The sequence below is a fragment of the Pedobacter sp. Bi126 genome (genome assembly GCF_918698245.1).
Taxonomy (GTDB): domain Bacteria; phylum Bacteroidota; class Bacteroidia; order Sphingobacteriales; family Sphingobacteriaceae; genus Pedobacter.
Window position 1 is genome coordinate 808956 of the sequence record NZ_CAKKMS010000001.1, and the last position, 17444, is coordinate 826399.

Here is a 17444-nt window from a genome sequence, read left to right on the forward strand (position 1 = left end):
ACAAATTGAAGAAAAGGAAAGAATAATCTTACAGTTATTGACTATAGTCCAAAAACATACGCAAATCTGATTCCAACAAAACCTTTGGTATTGGTCTTATTTAAATCAGACAATTCATTTTTACCTGTCCATGCTTCATATCTGATCCCTAAATCGAGTTTATTTTCACCAGATAGCTTAAATTGATTTCCTATACCAGGCGACCAAACAAATACCGTTTTTTGTCCATTATTTAATGGCAATGCTGCCCCTAACTGCCCTTCGGCGTAAAAACTTTCTCCCAGCTGATATTTCAGGCCAGCTTTAACAGGGATATAAGTCAAATCCTGAACCTTAAAAAGCTGGTTTCGCTTACCAAAAAAATTCATAAAACCTCCGTTTAAGGATATGGCAAAATCAGCAGCTATTGGGAAATCGGCTTTTATTGATGCGCCTAAACCTATTCCGGATAAATTAACGAAGTTACCCGATGGCAAACCTATTTCGGCACCCATACCTATATTAGCGCTATTTTGGGCTTTCAACATAACAGGTGTTAAAAATAGAAGGACTATTAAGGCGTTTTTTATTTTTTGGTAAAGCATGAATTAAGCAGTAAGTTTTCTGAAAATAGCTTCTAATGATTGTTGTTTATGTATTTTTTTTAGGCCTTCGAGCGAATCTTTCGCTACGATTTTACCTTTGCTAATGATGATGATGTCATCGCATATGGCTTCAACCTCTTGCATAATGTGGGTAGAAATGACAACCGTTTTAGCTTCACCTAATGTTTTAATCAGCTGCCTGATATCAACCAATTGGTTCGGATCTAAACCGGAAGTGGGTTCATCTAAAATTAAAACCGCTGGATTATGGATTATCGCCTGGGCCAAACCTACCCTTTGACGATACCCTTTGGATAACGCACCAATTTTTTTATGCTGCTCTGGTGTTAAGCCTACCATTTTGATGACTTCATCAATCCGTGCAGGTAAATTGGTAAGTTTATACGTTTGACCAACAAAATTTAAAAATTCCTTTACGTACATATCAGCGTAAAGCGGTGTATTTTCGGGCAGGTAACCAATATGCTTTTTAGCTTCAATGGCGTCGGAAAGAATGCTTTTACCAGAAATTTCAGCCTCACCAGATGTAGGTTCTAAATAACCGGTAAGCATACGCATGGTGGTAGATTTACCAGCTCCATTAGGGCCAAGAAAACCCAAAATACGACCTGGCCTGGCTTCAAAGCTAATCGAATCAACCGCCCTTTGCTTATCGTAATGTTTAGAAAGATTTTTAACTGAAATACTCATTTTGTGTTTTTTACCACAGATTTGCATAGATAAACACAGATTTCATAATTGGTTAAACCGATCTGTGTTCATCCTTCCATCTGTGGTTAATTTATATGCACTGAACTTATTTTTTTATTATACCTAAACTTATCCAGTTCTTCTGATGCCTGTGGTAAATTGTCGCTAGATAAAATATCTGCACCATTATTAACCAAATGATAATAAACATTTTTTACCGGACTGGCAATGGCGCTTTTATCAATATTCCCCATGGTGCCTAAAATAGTGGTAATGCCTTTGTTGTGCAGGTATTGGTACAATTCTTTATCCGGGGCAGAAACACCAACAAAAGCTACAATACGGTTATTAGGTATACCCAAGCTATTTAAACGTTTCAATTCTGCTTTCTTTTGAATGGAAGCTGAAATCATGAGTTCGGGTGCCAATTGATGTACCTCCTTAGCCTGGTTGGCCGTATAGGTAATGATTATTGAATTACTTTCTACTTTATACTGCCTTACCTTTTCGATCACTTTGGCATAAGAAACACCCTTTTTCAAATCGATGGTTAATAGAACTTTTCCTTTGCTCCAGCTCAATACACTATCTAAAGTCGGGATTTTAAATTTTGTTTCTTTTCCCTCATCGTCTTTAAGATTAAAAGCCTTCAGTTCTTGATAAGTATAATTGCCAATCGGTCCTTTTCCTGTCGAAGTGCGATCGAGCCGATCATCGTGCATAATCACCATAACCGAATCTTTACTGTAAGCAATGTCGAATTCGATTATTACTGGATTATAGGTGGTAGCATTATCGAAAGTTTCGATACAGTTTTCAGGAAAACCAGGCATTGGGCCACCACGATGAGCACTGATTAATGGAAAACGGTTTTCGGGCGACCATTTTAAGAATTGATATAACTCCGTGGGTGTATTAAACTTAATATATTGATGGCTTTTTTCTTCTGGTTTGCATGAGGTAAAAACTGCAACCACAACCAAAAATAGCAAATGATGGAATTTCATGCTTCAAAAGTAAGGTTAATTGGTTAATTGTTGAAATCTGATAATCGCGCTATCATATCAGTTTACCATTCATACTTTTAAATAATTAACCTTTACGCAAAGCCATTTTTGATGGCAAAAACAGCCAATCCTACCCTGGTTTTAAGTTCGAGTTTTTCGCATAACTGATCGCGATAGCTTTCAACAGTACGTGGACTACAGAACATTTTATCAGCTATTTCCTTATAATTAAGTTCGGTAACAGTGTATTTTAAAAACTCTTTCTCCCGATCTGAAATTTTGATCTCAACATCTTTGGTTTTATTGAGGCTGGAGAAAATGATTTTTGATGCCCAGTCAGGGTAAAAAAATCCGTTGATATTCAATTTTGTGAGCGCGTTTTCGAGCTCTACCGGATGCGCATTTTTTAGCAGGTAGCCTTTAGCACCGTTGCTAACCATTTTAATCACACTTTTCTCTTCACCCTGCATACTCAGGGCCATTACTTTTACCTCTGGATGGTGCGCAGTTACCCAGGTTACGGTTTCAAAACCATCCATAATGGGCATACTAATATCCAAAAGCAAAATATCGGGAATTTTACTGCTGTTTTCGAAGTTTTTAATCAGCTCTTTTCCGTTCTCACAAACATACATCACTTCAAAGGCTGCAAAATTATCTATAATGCCCTGAAGTGCCTTTGCTATCAGGATATGATCATCAACAATAACTATAGTTTTTTTCATGCCGGGCCATTTAAAATAATAGTAAGTGTAGTGCCTAAACCGGGTTTGCTTTCTAAATTAAATTGTCCACCGATAATTTCGGCTCTTTTTTTCATGTTTTTTAATCCTATACCATCAGAAGTGATTTTAGTATAATCAAATCCTACTCCATCATCCTGTATTTTTAATGTTAAAAAAACTTCAGGAGAAGAATTTAACTGAATTTTGATATTGCTGCAATGTGCATGCTTTAAGCTATTTTGAAGAAATTCTTGTGTTATCCTTAATAATACATTCTTTTTTACAAACTCCAGATCTATACTTTCGCAATTGTATTGAAAGATTACCTTACATTTTTTCAAAGCATTGAGGTTGTTCACTTCTTCCTGTATTAAAGTTACAATTTCATTTTCACTTATATTATCGTTCGTTAAGTTTTTCGACAAACTCCTCAAGTCTTGCAACGATGAATTAATGATCTGATAAATCTGCTCAATTCTTTTACTTGCCTGAGGCACTTTGTTTTCGTGCACCAGCTGTTGGGTATAAAGGCTCACCAACGTTAACTTCTGCCCGATATTATCGTGTAGTTCACGGCCAATCTGCTGCATGGTGGCCTGTTGTATTTCTAACTGGGTAGTTAAAAGTTCCTTCTGATGTATTTCGTTGGTAATTTTGATTTCATTCAGATATTCCCTTTTCCGTTCTTTATATTTTTTAATATAGACCATAATGGCGACTACAAAGAGCACGAAAAACAGGTTAAAAAGGATGATGGTAATTAAGAGCTCTGTTTTCCCCATATAAATGAAATTGAGAATAATACATACATTACAATCCCTGATACCAGAAAATAATCGAAATAAATATTCCAGATCTGGATATAAGCCCGCAATAAGGAATAAAACGTAAGAAAAGGTAATGTACCGATATAGAATAAGGTTACGCCTAAATTAATATAAAACATTCTATTTTCATGAAAGTTGAGAATGTTGATTGAGTTTACCTGATTATAATATTCTTTGATAACCAAAAACATTAAGAGTAAACATCCAAAAGTATAGCTAAAGGAAAAATATACTTTACTTTCCTTAAAGAATAATCTGCTGAGTATAAATGAAATTATGTACAACAAAGAGAGTATCACAAATAGTCTTTTATCCTTAAATGATTTTACTGCATAAAGCCAGTAAAAAAAGATAAACTGGAAAGGGATAACGATATAGTTATAATATTTAGTTTTTGAAAAGCTGATATATTCTCCCCCACATTTCCCAATTACTTCACAGATAAAAATAATGATCAGATAATAGATAAAATACCTCCAATGTTGCCCCTTTAACCGTTTAAAGTAGCAAAACGCAATCAATGCAGCCACTCCTTCAATCCAGAGAAAAATGTCGCTCAGAAATTTCTGGAAGTCGTTCATTTCATTAAGATATTAATAAGTTTCTATTGCTGAATCGGCTGGTGGAATGGTTTGTCCATGGTTTTGAGCCATTACCTCACGCGATTGACTGTCACTACTATCCGAACTCATGGCCATTAAGGTAATGGGTTGCTCTTTTTCTCTTTCTTTTAGCGGGAAAGTAGTACGGTCTAAAGGGTTAAAGTCGTAATCCTGGTAGCTTCCATCGCTGCTCTTCTTCTTTAAAGTAGGGATCATCACAAGTGTATGTTTTTGGGCATAATTTTTCCCTATCGATTTCTCATCCTCAAAACCATTCCATTCGTTGTCTTTTGGATAGGCAGCATAGTAGAAACGGATACCCAATGCACCATCAGCAATGCGCGGATCTACTTTTTTACTAAAAAATTCGATATCAGCGATGAATTTTTTTAGGGTTTTTAAACCGAAAGAAACAGAATGGGCATCGTTTATCCCCAATACTTTATTAATTGCTGCTAAATGGTTGTTGCGGTAATTATCAACCATTTGTTGGATTATTGCCGGATCCATCGTATTTGGACGTCCCCGCCTTTCATTTGTTTTCATAAGATCGATTAGTTTTAGTAACAGATAACATAATAGTACCCCACATAAAAATACGATAGCATAGCTAGGTAGATGTTGCATTTCCATAATTTTTTAGTTTTAATTAAAGTTAACTTTTATTCCCAAATGTGATAAAACTTTTATAGATAACAGATGGGGTTTTCCCCATATTTTATTGTTGTTTTTCCCTCTTTTTATTTTGTTGCTTTCACCATTGATTTCTAGTGTTTTACCTAAGGTTTTTCTGCGCCAACTGTTTCAACTTTGGATTAGTGTTTTAACAACAAAAACACCAATGGGAATAAGCCGAAAATCCTAAACAGAGTAGGCAAAACTTAAAAAACTTAAACCATGTCAAAAACCTTGAAAAAAGAAGAAAAAGTAGAGTACACAGGAAGATACCTTGTATTACTACCAGAAGGATCCAACACCTCTGATTCTATTAACCAGATCAATTCTATTAGCGGGCTGAACCTAAAAAGCTCTTTAGAATTTGAAAACGAGTTTTTCACAGATAAAGACCTCGCTAAAACTGATGGTATTATACTAGACAAGCTGGGAATTGCTATCGTAAACGAAAAACCAAAAATTGAAAATTCAATCAGCAGTTTAGGCGAAAGTGAAATGATTGTAGAAAAGGAAAGAGTAGTTTATGCTATTGGAATGCTGGATGAAAGTACCCAAAACTATGTTGAGGGCTACAGAGATGCGGTAAACCAAATGACCAATGTATTGGTTGGAAGCGAAACAGAAGATTACAATTATGAAGAGCAAGAATCGGAAGTAGAATCTGTTGGTGCTACCTGGGGATTAAAAGCAACCAATGTTGTGCCAACTAGCTTTTTAAGGTACAACCCTTACAACGGTGCAGGCATTAAAGTAGCCATATTGGATACTGGTTTCGACTTTAACCACCCTGATTTTGCTGGCCGTCCTGTTGTTCATCAAAGTTTTATTAGCGGAGAAAGTACACAGGATGGACATGGCCACGGCACACACTGTACGGGTACTGCCTGTGGTCCTTCTAGTTCGCCATCGGCAACAGAAAGATACGGTATTGCTTATGCAGCCAGTATTTATATCGGAAAAGTTTTAAGCAATGGTGGTTCTGGTGGAGATGGGGGCATTCTTGCCGGCATTAACTGGGCAATTGCCAACCGTTGTGATGTGGTAAGCATGTCGTTAAGAGGCTTTGTAACCGGAGCAGGCTATTCTGCTGTTTTTGAAACCGCTGCTGCCCGTGCTTTAGCACAAGGTACGCTAATTATTGCTGCTGCAGGAAACGATTCGGCAAGACCAGGCACTGTTAGACAGGTAATGCACCCTGCAAATTGCCCATCAATAATGGCTGTGGGTGCTGTAGATGTAAATATGAACGTAGCTGCTTTTTCTAACGGAGGCCTTTACCCAACTTATGGCGCTGTAGACATTGCTGCTCCAGGCGTTAACGTGTATTCTTCTACAAAACTGCCTACCAAGTATGCAAGCTGGAACGGAACCAGTATGGCTACCCCACATGTTGCAGGTATTGCCGCACTATGGGCACAGGCATCGGGCCTGAGGGGAATTAATTTGTGGAGAAAATTAACCTCAACTGCGAAAACGTTACCTTTACCTGGCAGAGATGTAGGTGCAGGATTGGTACAGGCGCCTACAAAAACAAGATTTATAAAATACCCAATTGATAGATTCCCGATTGATAAATTCCCAATTTTAGTTAATCCGAAATTCCCTATCGATCCAATTGGCCCAATTGAAAAAATTATAAGATGAAAACAAAATGGTTAATATCTGTAAAGGATAACACAATGGATTTAGTAGTTAAAGAACTCAAGAAGATCGGTGTTAACGATATCGAGGCTTTAGATTCAATTGGCGTAATCGTAATTGTTCCGGGCAATCATAAAATTGCAGATATCAAAAAAATTGATGGCGTATTAAGTGTTGAAGAGGAAAGGGATATCAGCATTTAAGCCAACAAAAACCTAATCACTCTCTTAATTTTAAAAATCGGTGTGACATTTAGTTGCACCGATTTTTTTTTGCATCCTATATCTAAACATTAATAGTTTCACATTTCCAGCCACCTAAACCTGATCTGATAGCTATCGGATGAAGCGAGCACGAGTGTAACGATTAAAGCGGAAAGCAGGAGCTCCGAAACCGATTAGCACGACTATTGCTTTCCCAATTATTTTGAACCATATAAGAATTTAAGGACGGATAAGCTGACAGGTAAGACACCTTTCGTCTGTTTCCGACCAGCTAAGACACCTTATAACACCTAAGTTATGTGCAGAAATTCTAAAATCTGCAGTTCCTTTGCCATTGATCAAAAACCTTCAGCCTTATACCTTTAAACCCTCCGCCTTTTTATTATCTTTGCTGCATTATGGCTCAAAAGAATAACAACGAACGATTTAAAAATGTAATATCACACGCTAAAGAATACGGTTTTGTATTCCAGAGCAGCGAAATATATGATGGCTTAAGTGCCGTTTACGATTATGGCCAATTGGGTGCCGAGTTAAAAAACAACATTAAAACCTACTGGTGGAAAGCCATGGTACAAATGCATGAAAACATTGTAGGGATTGATTCTGCAATTTTTATGCATCCTAAGGTTTGGAAAGCCAGCGGACACGTTGATGGTTTTAACGACCCCATGATCGACAACAAGGATTCAAAAAAACGTTACCGTGCCGATCAGTTATTAGAGAATAAAATTGATGAGCTATATTCGGAACTGGCCAATTTCAGTGCAGAAAACAAAGCAAAATTTGAGGCATTTCAACAAGAAATATTGGGTTTAAGTGATGAAGGTCAGGCGAGCTGGGTACCAACGTTTAAAGATGAGGAAACGATTTTAGATCACAGTAAATATCCTTTTGTTGAGGAAGCAAGCTGGAGATTTGTTAAAAAGGGTTTAACGCTTGAAGTAGAAATGAACCTTGCGCTTAAATCTGAAAATTTAGCACAGCTAAAAGACTTAATTGTTGATTACAAAGTAATCTGCCCGATTTCTAAAACTTCTAACTGGACTGATGTGCGCCAGTTTAACCTGATGTTTAGCACACAATTTGGTGCAATGGCTGAAGGAAGCGATGAGGTTTATCTTCGTCCGGAAACAGCACAGGGCATTTTCGTAAACTTTTTAAATGTTCAAAAATCCGGAAGGATGAAAATTCCTTTCGGTATTGCGCAGATTGGTAAGGCTTTCAGAAATGAAGTAATTGCCCGCCAGTTTATTATGCGTATGCGCGAATTTGAGCAAATGGAAATGCAATTTTTTGTTCGCCCGGGTGAAGACAAAAAATGGTTCGAATACTGGAAAGAAGCACGTTTAAAATGGCACAAAGCTTTAGGTACTTCGCCTGAAAAATACCGTTATCATGACCACGTAAAATTAGCACACTATGCCAATGCGGCTACTGATATTGAATTCGAATTTCCATTCGGATTTAAAGAAGTTGAGGGGATCCATAGCCGTACCGATTTCGATTTAACGCAGCACCAGGAGTTTTCTGGCAAGAAAATGCAATATTTCGATAACGATTTAAATGAAGAAGGTAAGCCTTATGGCAACTACGTTCCGTACGTAATCGAAACTTCCATCGGTTTAGACCGTATGTTCTTGTTAACCATGATTAATGCTTTTGAAGAGCAGGATTTAAGCACCGATGATAAGCAGGATAGCCGTACGTTATTGCGTTTACATCCAGCTTTAGCGCCATACAAAGTGGCTGTTTTCCCATTAACCAAAAAAGATGGTTTACCTGAAAAGGCCCGTGAGATTATGGATACCTTGAAATTTGATTTTAACTGTATTTATGAAGAGAAAGATGCTATCGGTAAACGTTATCGCCGCCAGGATGCTGTTGGTACACCTTTCTGTATCACTGTCGATCACCAGAGTTTAGAAGACAACACGGTTACCATCCGCCATCGCGATAGCATGGAGCAGGAACGTGTAGCCATAGCCGATTTAGGGAACATAATAGGATCAGCAGTGAGCTGGAAAACTTTGTTGGCATAATTTTAACCACCTTAGATGCCCTCAGGTGTCTAAGGTAGATTTATAATATTCAGTCGCAGGTTTTAACCCTGCGACTTTTTTGTGTACAAAAAATGAATTTAGCCGAGCATTACCATCAACTTTATACCGAATCAATCACAAAGATAGCTGCCGGAAATTATGAAACAGATCACTTAATCGATTCAGATAATGATCAGCGTTTTGGAATTACCTTGGTAATCAGACCAGACACTGAAACGAAAGGTAAAATACAGCAGTTTTTAACTGAAGCAAAAGCAATTGAACCTGATCAGTATTATTATCAGAATGCTGACATACACATTACCCTGATGTCTATCATTTCCTGTTATGAGGGCTTTGATTTAAAGGATATCAATATTCAGGATTACATTCAGCTCATCCAAGAGGTTTTAACCAGACATAAGCGTTTCAAGATTCAGTTTAAAGGACTTACGGCATCGCCATCCTGCATTTTAATTCAAGGCTTTTTAACCGATACCTTAAACGAAATCAGAGATGATTTGCGGGCTGGCTTTAAAAATTCAGATCTGCAACAGAGTATCGATAAACGTTATGCCATCCAAACCGCCCACGCCACCGTAATCCGTTTCAGATCGGGGTTAATCCATATAAATGCATTGCTTAGTCTTATCGAAAAGTATAGGGATTTTGATTTTGGCACTTTTGAGGTGAAGCAAGTAGAATTGGTTTATAACGATTGGTACCAGCGGGAAAGATTTGTAAAAAAATTGCATCAGTTTTCTTTATCTTAGCATATTAATTAACCCAAACAATTAACGCTCGTGAAAGTACCTTTCAAATTATCGCTATTGGCACTGGTATGCCTTTTAATTACGTCATCTTGTAAAAAAGAAATCGATTACCATCAGGAATGGGATTTATCTACCATGAGTGCTAAAGTTGATGGTGCTTTAGTGCAATGTACGTTAGCTACTGCCCAGGTTTATGATGTAGGTGGAGAAATAAGTGTCCAAATCTCAGGCAACAAAGGAATTAATACCGGCTTTAGTTTGCTGATCGGCGATTTTAAAGGTGTTGGCACCTATAATTTATCGGATAACAATATGGCGATTTACCTTTTGAGTACAGCCGGATTACAAGATGCTTACATAGGCAATACATCAGGAACAATAAAGATAACCAGTTATTTAGCAGACAAATACATTAAGGGTACTTTTGCCTTTAAAGGAGAAAATCAATCTACTTCAACAAGTAAAACCATCAGCGAGGGACAATTTATGATCAGTCTGGTTCCGGTTAAACTGCCCGAAACCAATAACAGCACTAATAATTTAAGTGCAAAAGTAGATGGCACAACAATTGGTTTTACCGGTGAAGCGATATCAATCAACACTCCAATTATTGGGAATTTACTTACCATTGTAACTATAAATGGAGATAAACGAATGATTCTTTCTGTAATAGATTATAAAGGCGCAGGCACATACGATCTGGTAACCGATGGAATTGGATCTTACATGAAAGACCAAACACCTACAGGCTCATTTACGGCTACAAGTGGCACTTTGGTGATTACAAGTGAAGCTGGTGGTAAATTAAAAGGAACATTTTCATTTAAAGCACCCAATGAAAATACGACAATTAATACATCAGTAACGGTTACAGATGGTATTTTTGACCTACCCTTTAGCAAAAAATAAGAATTAACTTTTTAAAATATAAAGCCGTTGGTCTAAAAATCAGCGGTTTTTGTATTTAATAATCCTTTGGTCACAAATAACTTTCAGATTTCATATTCATTTTTCCGGATACTATATTTGTTTAAACAGCAATCGCTTTGATATGAAAATTCCACAGAAGTTTTTTGCCCGTCAACATGAAATCGCAGCCGATTTTTTGAAAGAGCTGGATAAACATTTAGACGATGTGGTATCGGGCAGGGTAACTGAGATGTTCGAAGTAAGGGATTTTGCCGAGCTTATTCATGTTCACCCCACACACTTAAGCAATACCATTAAATCGGCTACAGGCCACTCTCCCTGTTATTTCTTTGAAGAACGTTTAATGGAAATTTCAAAATCAATGTTACAGAATATAAGTATGCCTATTGCCGAAATTGCAAGGACACTAACTTACGATCCATCTAACTTTACCAAGTTTTTTAAACACTTCTCTGGCCAAACACCCAAACAGTACAGAGAAGCTTATTTTCAGTCTTTGGCTACAAATAAGGAAATTGTCACCATATAAAACTTAAACAGTCACCATTTATACTTAAGCTATCACCATTTTTACAGCGGGTTTCCATCTAACTTTGTTTAATAAATTAAAAGAAAATGGAAACACAAAATAAAATCGCCCTGATAACCGGTGGTAGCCGCGGATTAGGAAAAAATGCTGCTATAAAAATTGCGGCAAAAGGACTTGGTGTAATTGTTACCTATCAATCTAAAAAAGAAGAAGCAGAAGCTACTGTTAATGAAATAAAACAGCTAGGGGTACAAGCTGCCGCAATACAGTTAAATGTAGCCGACACCAAAACTTTCGATGCTTTTTTCGTATCAGTTAAAGCTGTACTGAAATCTGTTTTTAATGCTGAAAAATTCGATTTTCTAATCAATAATGCAGGAATCGGCATTCATTCATCTTTTGCCGAAACTACCGAAGAACAATTTGATACTTTGGTAAACATCCATTTTAAAGGGACTTTCTTTTTAACCCAAAAGGCTTTAACGTTATTAAATGATGGCAGTGGGATTATTAATCTTTCTACTGGTTTGGCACGTTTTGCTACCCCTGGCTACGCAGCTTATGCATCGATGAAAGGTGCTGTGGAAACCCTAACAAGGTATGAGGCCAAAGAACTAGGTGTAAGAGGAATCAGAGTTAACGTTGTTGCTCCAGGCGCCATTGAAACTGATTTTGGAGGTGGTGTAGTGCGCGATAACGAGCAGATAAATGCAGGAATTGCCTCGAATACTGCCTTAGGCCGTGTAGGCTTGCCAGATGATATTGGTGGCGTGGTGGCCTTTTTATGTACGGAAGATGCGAGATGGATTAATGCGCAGCGCATTGAAGCGTCAGGTGGTATGTTTTTGTAAGGCTCAAATTAGTTAACCACCAAGGCACAAAGAACACTAAGGAAAATTAAAAACTTAGGAAGCTTCGTGCCTTTGATAGATTCCTATAGAAAGGTCGTCATCTCGACTGGAGTGCAACGGAATGGAGAGATCTTTGAACCAAATTATTGAAATAAAATTTAAAAATTTTGCTTCGCAGAGCCTTCGGGTTCTCCACTACGGTCGAAATGACGAGCCTTCAAGACCTATCATTTCCTTAAAATCCCGTATCATTGATATTTAAAAATAGATTAACCCTCAACATAACATTAAAAAGCTCCATACCAGTCATGCCGATCAACTCTCGTAATTTCGGCGGTGCCGATCTGGTTTAGAAAACGTTTAGCACTAACCAGGGTTTTACTTTCACGCTCATCAAAGTTAACTGCATCAGGTTTTAAACTATTAATCCTAACCATCCCAGCCGATTGAATAAACTCTCCATCGCCAATATAAATAGCAGTATGTGTTATTCTTCCTCCAGATGTCCCTTTCAATTTTGCCGCGGCAAAAAACAATAGATCGCCAGCTTTTAAATTTTTAAGACACTTAGTGAGGCTAATCGAATCTCCTTCCAAAACAGGTATATCTTCTCCAACCAAAGCTTGTTGCGAGGCATCTCTCGGAATAATGATTCCATTCAGGAAATAGCTTGTTTTCGTAAAACCACTACAATCTACCCCTTTGATAGAGGTGCCACCCCAAAGATAGGGCACGCCAATTAATGTTTTTGCAGTTGTCAAAATAGCTTCCGCATTTGGATTGGTTTTTTTCAGCCAATCCGAAAACAATTTGGCATCAGCTTTTTTAATGTAGCCCGTCCGTTTATCGGGAAAAACAACTTGATAATAAGCTTTTTCTTCGCCAGTTAATACTAAAATATTGCCATTTACTAAATCGGAAACACGTGAGGAGTTCATATCTGCTTTGCTAAAAGCATGACCAAAGTCGGAAGTAAAAATAATCCGTTTTGATTTTTTCCATTCCTCAAAAGCCCTCTTATCCATTAGACTTACAGCGGTAGCATCAGTCCATGACAGGTAACCATCAGGTGTGCGTACCAAATAATAACCGCCTTGTTTCTTTAATACTTGTACAGGTGTGCCCAAAATCATCTGCGTCATCATTTCTGCTGCATTTTGAGGGGCTGCTCTATTGTTACAGACTGAAAGATTGGCTAATCCGTATTCCATCCCAGCTAAATTGTTTGAAGGAAGGAGTGTATTTATTTTAACGAAACCCTTAAAATCTTTACTTTGGTTATTTAGTGCCTCGAGCACTTGCGCCGAGGTACTTTCTGCAAAAACAGTATCTCCTTTAAACTGAATATTAAAATAAACAGACCGTTTATCTGGGGCAAATTCTTGCTTTATCTGATTTGAAACTGTTCTAAATGCTGTCGTATCAACCTGCGCCTTTAAGGAAACCGCAAAATTCAATAAACAGCCTAATATTAATATTCCTTTCATCATCGTTTTCTAAAACTAAAAATACGCATATTCACATTGCCTTGTCAGGTAAAGGCTGTAACTAATTGCTTACGCGATATTATTTTAAAAAACGAGAAATAAAAAAAATTAAAAGACGTTATCCATGAAAATCATCCTATGTTTAAAATACTTCTACCTGCTCTTTTGCTCTTATTTTTTTCCAGCCAGGTTAATGCTCAAAAATGGACTGATGCCGAATTCCGCAAAGCCAATACCGCAGCAAATGCTTCTTATTTAACTAACGAAGAAAAAAATATTGTGATGTATATGAACCTGATCCGCCTAGATGGCGAAAAGTTTTATTATACATTTTTAGAAGACTACATCAATAATTACAATGCTAAAGTGCGGAAGTACAGAAATTACAATGAACTCAGGATTACCAGAAATAATTCTTACTACACTTCTTTGCTTAAACATTTGCGCGGTGTAAAAAACCTGCAGCTATTTTACCCTGATGATAAATTAACGTCATTAAGCAGGAGCCACGCGCAGGATTTAAACAGGAATAATCTAGATACACATGAAAGCAGTAACGGAGATAAATTTTCTAAACGATTATCCCGATACTTCCCCAACAAGGCCATGAGCGAAAATATCGATTTTGGCTACTCTAACAGTTTAGATATTGTTTGCCACTTGTTGTTAGATTGCGGTGTACCTTCCCTCGGCCATCGTTTTAATTTACTCGATCAAAAATACAGGCTCAATACCGTTGGCGTAAGCATACAGCCCCATCCCTCTTATACCTGGTGTGCAGTTATTGATTTTGTTGCACAACCTGCTTATGCTAATAATGAGTAAAATGTATGATTTCTCCACAGCAATTAATTCTCCATATTTTTTGTTTCTGCAAAATTCTATATAAAAAATTACCTTTGCGCCTTAAACTTATATGAGAAAAACCGATTGTTAATATTTCGGCCTAGAAACTTTTAATATTTTATCGTCAATGCGTACAGCAATTTTAGCCGTAATAGATTTTTTTCACCCTCCTTTTAAAAAATTTATTTCCTTACACAATTTTAGGTATCTGGCCACTGGTGGCGGCACTTTGCTTTTAGGGATCTTAAGTTATTATTTTGCTTACTTTTTCATCTTCAAAACCGAAGAAGTAGATTTTGGGGTAATAGTACTTCAGAGAGAAACCGCATCGCTATTGGTCGATTATGCCGTTGCTATTCCAACCAGTTTTTTGCTTAATAAGTATGTAATATTTACGCATAGCGAATTAAAGGGGAGGGTTCAGCTTTTTAGGTTTTTAAACCTTCAATTCATTAACATACTGGCCAATTATGTTTTATTGAAGTTTTTGTTGGAACTTTTAAGAGATTATCCAACTTTAGCGATGCTCTCGAGAATACTGGTATCGGTTTTAATGGCACTTTTCAGTTACCTCTATCAGCACTACTTTACGTTTAGCGTTAAAAAAATCGGGGGTAAAGGGAAGAAAAATCCTTAATTCAATTTAAGTGTTTTTGCCACGGAAACACGGAAGGCACAGAATTAATTATGGCAGATGACAAAAAAACTAAGTTCATCAGTACAGGCCTAAGTACCTAAACGGGATGGAAGCGGTATCCTTTTGCTGTCAGCCTGAGCGGAGTCGAATGGCAGCAAAAGATATAGCGCACAGCCCGACAGCACCTCACCGATGAAATGGTGACTTACCTTTCCTAATGATTAATCCACCATTTTAACCACTCGAAACCTTTATTACTTTCGCCTGTTAATTTATCCAAGCACTTTCTTGATAAGATAAAAACAACATCCTAACTTAGCTGCCGACCAACTTATTTTCAGATTAACCATGAGCCATTTTAATGATTTTAATAATGCGCAGGTAGCAAAATTGCCCAATCATTTAAAGCAATTTATTGTTGCCCAGAATTACGAAAAATACACACCGATCGATCAAGCGGTGTGGCGTTACGTAATGCGTCAGAATTATAGTTATCTTAAAAATGTTGCTTACTACCCTTACATAAAAGGCTTACAACGAGCGGGTTTAAGTATCGAACACATTCCCGACCTGCAAACGATGAACGACAATCTGGGCAAGATTGGCTGGGGCGCTGTAACTGTTGATGGCTTTATTCCGCCAGCTGCTTTTATGGAATATCAGGCCTACCGTGTACTGGTAATTGCAGCCGATATCCGCCAAATTAATCACATTGAATATACACCGGCCCCAGATATTATACACGAAAGCGCTGGCCACGCACCTATTATTGCCGATACGGATTACAATAATTATTTAAGTTATTTTGGCTCAATTGGTGCAAAAGCCATGTTTTCGGCTAAAGATTTTGAACTTTACGAGGCCATTAGGAAACTATCGATTTTGAAGGAAGCCATAGATGCAGATGAGTTTCAGATTGCCAAGGCAGAAAAAGAGCTGCGGTACATCAGCGAAAACATGGGCGAACCTTCTGAAATGGCTTTACTCGGTCGCTTGCACTGGTGGACGGTTGAGTATGGACTGATTGGTACTTTAGAAAACCCAAAAATTTATGGCGCTGGTTTGCTTTCTTCTATTGGTGAAAGTGCAACCTGTATGCAAAATGATGTGGAGAAACTTTGGTATAATATCGATACGATTAATTACGCTTACGATATTACCAAGCCACAGCCGCAGCTTTTTGTAACCGAAACATTCCAAAATCTTATTGATGTTTTGGAAACCTTTGCCAATACCATGGCCTTTAGAAAAGGTGGCACAGAAAGTATTATGAAAGCAATTGCCTGTAAAAATGTGGCCACAGCGGTTTATAGTTCGGGTTTACAGGTAAGCGGTGTATTTACCGATATTGGTGTGGGTACAAAAGATGAGGTAACCTTTATTAAAACAACCGGTCCTTCGGCATTGGCTTTTAACGGAAAACAATTGAGCGGCCATGGGAAAGATTACCACGCTGATGGTTTTTCATCTCCGGTTGGTCGGTTAAAAGATGCTGCAAAAGCACTGGAAGATTATACCACAGCTGAATTACAGGCTGTAGGGATAATTACAGGTGAAAAAACTGAACTTTTATTTGAAAGCGGCATTAAAGTAATTGGTGTAGTTAAGGACATTATTACCGAAAGCAACAAGCTCCTTTTAATTGCCTTTAAAGACTGTACAGTTACAGAGCGCAATAGGAATATCTTGTTTAAACCCGAATGGGGCATTTATGATATGGCTATAGGCGAAACCATTGTTTCTGTTTTTAATGGAGCTGCCGATAAAGATGCTTACGAAGAGATTACATTAATTAGTAACGAGAAAACGCATCAGATTACTTATGATGATAAGACTTTAAAACTGCACGGTTTATACCAAGCGGTTAGAGAGATTAGGGAAAGTGGCGAAGGTTTGGATAAGCTTGCCGAAATTTTCACGCAACTAAAATCGAACCATAGGCAGGATTGGCTTTGTGCATTGGAAATCCTGGAGATTATCTACCACAAAAAGATTTATCATCTGTTGGAAAAGGAAATCCAGGTTTATCTGGAAATAAAAGCTGGCAGGGAGCTTGATCATACGAAATTGATCAGCGATGGCTTACATGTAATTAAAAACCCGGTAAGCCAGTTGATTGTGGAGGATTGATTTATCTCTTTAATAAGTCAGTCGTCACCCTGTCCCGATGTATCGGGATCAGGGTCTTAATGCAAAATAGATGCTGAAATAAATTTACTTCGTAGCTTTCCGCTTCGCTTCAGGTCAGCATGACGAATTTATCGTTCAAATACCTTAAATTAATTATTAATTCCAATCATCCTTATTATAACGAGGACGACTGACAACCACATTTGCAACATAATGCGTAAAT

At 37.6% G+C, this 17444-nt stretch carries 18 protein-coding genes; 10 read left to right on the top strand and 8 right to left on the bottom strand.

The genetic code is table 11. The features are described 5' to 3' along the window. Positions 1 to 41 precede the first annotated feature (41 nt). The 7 genes from LQ201_RS03055 to LQ201_RS03085 all read right to left on the bottom strand — a co-directional run bounded on the left by LQ201_RS03055 (position 42) and on the right by LQ201_RS03085 (position 5002). Positions 42 to 527: a hypothetical protein gene (locus LQ201_RS03055; protein ID WP_230143590.1), complete on the bottom strand. Its 486-nt coding sequence runs from the start codon at positions 525 to 527 to the stop codon at positions 42 to 44. A 60-nt stretch (positions 528 to 587) separates the two neighbouring features. After that, positions 588 to 1295, bottom strand: coding sequence for an ATP-binding cassette domain-containing protein (locus tag LQ201_RS03060; protein ID WP_230143588.1), 708 nt, complete (start codon positions 1293 to 1295; stop codon positions 588 to 590). A gap of 86 nt (positions 1296 to 1381) precedes the next feature. After that, positions 1382 to 2302 (bottom strand): glycerophosphodiester phosphodiesterase family protein, encoded by a 921-nt coding sequence (locus LQ201_RS03065; protein ID WP_230143587.1) that lies wholly within the window; start codon positions 2300 to 2302, stop codon positions 1382 to 1384. Between the two features lie 92 nt (positions 2303 to 2394). Continuing rightward, entirely contained in the window at positions 2395 to 3027 is a 633-nt protein-coding gene (locus LQ201_RS03070) for a response regulator transcription factor (protein WP_230143585.1), read from the bottom strand. Next, positions 3024 to 3809: a sensor histidine kinase gene (locus LQ201_RS03075; protein ID WP_230143583.1), complete on the bottom strand. Its 786-nt coding sequence runs from the start codon at positions 3807 to 3809 to the stop codon at positions 3024 to 3026. The genes LQ201_RS03070 and LQ201_RS03075 overlap by 4 nt, the downstream gene beginning before the upstream one ends. Beyond that, complete coding sequence (locus tag LQ201_RS03080) at positions 3788 to 4435, bottom strand: hypothetical protein (RefSeq protein WP_230143581.1); 648 nt, start codon at positions 4433 to 4435, stop codon at positions 3788 to 3790. The genes LQ201_RS03075 and LQ201_RS03080 overlap by 22 nt, the downstream gene beginning before the upstream one ends. A 12-nt stretch (positions 4436 to 4447) precedes the next feature. Continuing rightward, positions 4448 to 5002 (bottom strand): hypothetical protein, encoded by a 555-nt coding sequence (locus LQ201_RS03085; RefSeq protein WP_230143579.1) that lies wholly within the window; start codon positions 5000 to 5002, stop codon positions 4448 to 4450. A 351-nt stretch (positions 5003 to 5353) separates the two neighbouring features. Here LQ201_RS03085 and LQ201_RS03090 point away from each other — a divergent pair, with 351 nt between their 5' ends. From LQ201_RS03090 to LQ201_RS03120, 7 genes are all read left to right on the top strand, one after another. Beyond that, the gene (locus LQ201_RS03090; protein WP_230143578.1) at positions 5354 to 6775 is read left to right on the top strand and encodes a S8 family serine peptidase; all 1422 of its coding nucleotides are present in this window, start codon (positions 5354 to 5356) and stop codon (positions 6773 to 6775) included. Continuing rightward, positions 6772 to 6975, top strand: a complete 204-nt coding sequence (locus LQ201_RS03095; RefSeq protein WP_230146597.1) for a hypothetical protein — start codon at positions 6772 to 6774, stop codon at positions 6973 to 6975. The genes LQ201_RS03090 and LQ201_RS03095 overlap by 4 nt, the downstream gene beginning before the upstream one ends. Positions 6976 to 7394: 419 nt before the next feature. Continuing rightward, positions 7395 to 9038 (top strand): glycine--tRNA ligase, encoded by a 1644-nt coding sequence (locus tag LQ201_RS03100; RefSeq protein ID WP_230143574.1) that lies wholly within the window; start codon positions 7395 to 7397, stop codon positions 9036 to 9038. Positions 9039 to 9130: 92 nt separating this feature from the next. Further along, on the top strand, positions 9131 to 9811 hold the full coding sequence (locus LQ201_RS03105; RefSeq protein WP_230143572.1) for a 2'-5' RNA ligase family protein: 681 nt from the start codon (positions 9131 to 9133) through the stop codon (positions 9809 to 9811). A gap of 30 nt (positions 9812 to 9841) precedes the next feature. Then, positions 9842 to 10720: a DUF6252 family protein gene (locus LQ201_RS03110; RefSeq protein ID WP_230143569.1), complete on the top strand. Its 879-nt coding sequence runs from the start codon at positions 9842 to 9844 to the stop codon at positions 10718 to 10720. Between the two features lie 142 nt (positions 10721 to 10862). Continuing rightward, on the top strand, positions 10863 to 11270 hold the full coding sequence (locus LQ201_RS03115; protein ID WP_230143568.1) for an AraC family transcriptional regulator: 408 nt from the start codon (positions 10863 to 10865) through the stop codon (positions 11268 to 11270). A gap of 86 nt (positions 11271 to 11356) precedes the next feature. Further along, a complete protein-coding gene (locus LQ201_RS03120) occupies positions 11357 to 12121 on the top strand; it encodes an SDR family oxidoreductase (protein WP_230143566.1) in 765 nt (254 codons plus the stop codon). Positions 12122 to 12408: 287 nt separating this feature from the next. On the opposite strand, the gene LQ201_RS03125 is transcribed toward LQ201_RS03120, so the two are convergent. Beyond that, positions 12409 to 13608, bottom strand: a complete 1200-nt coding sequence (locus LQ201_RS03125) for an SH3 domain-containing C40 family peptidase (RefSeq protein ID WP_230146598.1) — start codon at positions 13606 to 13608, stop codon at positions 12409 to 12411. Between the two features lie 138 nt (positions 13609 to 13746). On the opposite strand from LQ201_RS03125, the gene LQ201_RS03130 reads away from it, so the two are divergent. From LQ201_RS03130 to LQ201_RS03140, 3 genes are all read left to right on the top strand, one after another. Then, positions 13747 to 14433 carry a CAP domain-containing protein gene (locus LQ201_RS03130; protein WP_230143560.1) on the top strand — a complete coding sequence of 229 codons (687 nt, stop codon included), beginning with the start codon at positions 13747 to 13749 and terminating at the stop codon, positions 14431 to 14433. Between the two features lie 148 nt (positions 14434 to 14581). Continuing rightward, the gene (locus LQ201_RS03135) at positions 14582 to 15091 is read left to right on the top strand and encodes a GtrA family protein (RefSeq protein ID WP_230143558.1); all 510 of its coding nucleotides are present in this window, start codon (positions 14582 to 14584) and stop codon (positions 15089 to 15091) included. A gap of 348 nt (positions 15092 to 15439) precedes the next feature. Beyond that, positions 15440 to 17221 (top strand): aromatic amino acid hydroxylase, encoded by a 1782-nt coding sequence (locus LQ201_RS03140; RefSeq protein ID WP_230143556.1) that lies wholly within the window; start codon positions 15440 to 15442, stop codon positions 17219 to 17221. Positions 17222 to 17444 lie beyond the last annotated feature (223 nt).

Bases quoted from the DNA above. Each gene is read 5' to 3' on its own strand.
- LQ201_RS03125 (WP_230146598.1), bottom strand. From the start codon at position 13,608: ATGAAAGGAATATTAATATTAGGCTGTTTATTGAATTTTGCGGTTTCC.
- LQ201_RS03115 (WP_230143568.1), top strand. From the start codon at position 10,863: ATGAAAATTCCACAGAAGTTTTTTGCCCGTCAACATGAAATCGCAGCC.
- LQ201_RS03095 (WP_230146597.1), top strand. From the start codon at position 6,772: ATGAAAACAAAATGGTTAATATCTGTAAAGGATAACACAATGGATTTA.
- LQ201_RS03130 (WP_230143560.1), top strand. From the start codon at position 13,747: ATGTTTAAAATACTTCTACCTGCTCTTTTGCTCTTATTTTTTTCCAGC.
- LQ201_RS03080 (WP_230143581.1), bottom strand. From the start codon at position 4,435: ATGAACGACTTCCAGAAATTTCTGAGCGACATTTTTCTCTGGATTGAA.
- LQ201_RS03100 (WP_230143574.1), top strand. From the start codon at position 7,395: ATGGCTCAAAAGAATAACAACGAACGATTTAAAAATGTAATATCACAC.
- LQ201_RS03105 (WP_230143572.1), top strand. From the start codon at position 9,131: ATGAATTTAGCCGAGCATTACCATCAACTTTATACCGAATCAATCACA.
- LQ201_RS03060 (WP_230143588.1), bottom strand. From the start codon at position 1,295: ATGAGTATTTCAGTTAAAAATCTTTCTAAACATTACGATAAGCAAAGG.
- LQ201_RS03070 (WP_230143585.1), bottom strand. From the start codon at position 3,027: ATGAAAAAAACTATAGTTATTGTTGATGATCATATCCTGATAGCAAAG.
- LQ201_RS03135 (WP_230143558.1), top strand. From the start codon at position 14,582: ATGCGTACAGCAATTTTAGCCGTAATAGATTTTTTTCACCCTCCTTTT.
- LQ201_RS03075 (WP_230143583.1), bottom strand. From the start codon at position 3,809: ATGGGGAAAACAGAGCTCTTAATTACCATCATCCTTTTTAACCTGTTT.
- LQ201_RS03085 (WP_230143579.1), bottom strand. From the start codon at position 5,002: ATGAAAACAAATGAAAGGCGGGGACGTCCAAATACGATGGATCCGGCA.
- LQ201_RS03055 (WP_230143590.1), bottom strand. From the start codon at position 527: ATGTTGAAAGCCCAAAATAGCGCTAATATAGGTATGGGTGCCGAAATA.
- LQ201_RS03065 (WP_230143587.1), bottom strand. From the start codon at position 2,302: ATGAAATTCCATCATTTGCTATTTTTGGTTGTGGTTGCAGTTTTTACC.
- LQ201_RS03090 (WP_230143578.1), top strand. From the start codon at position 5,354: ATGTCAAAAACCTTGAAAAAAGAAGAAAAAGTAGAGTACACAGGAAGA.
- LQ201_RS03120 (WP_230143566.1), top strand. From the start codon at position 11,357: ATGGAAACACAAAATAAAATCGCCCTGATAACCGGTGGTAGCCGCGGA.
- LQ201_RS03140 (WP_230143556.1), top strand. From the start codon at position 15,440: ATGAGCCATTTTAATGATTTTAATAATGCGCAGGTAGCAAAATTGCCC.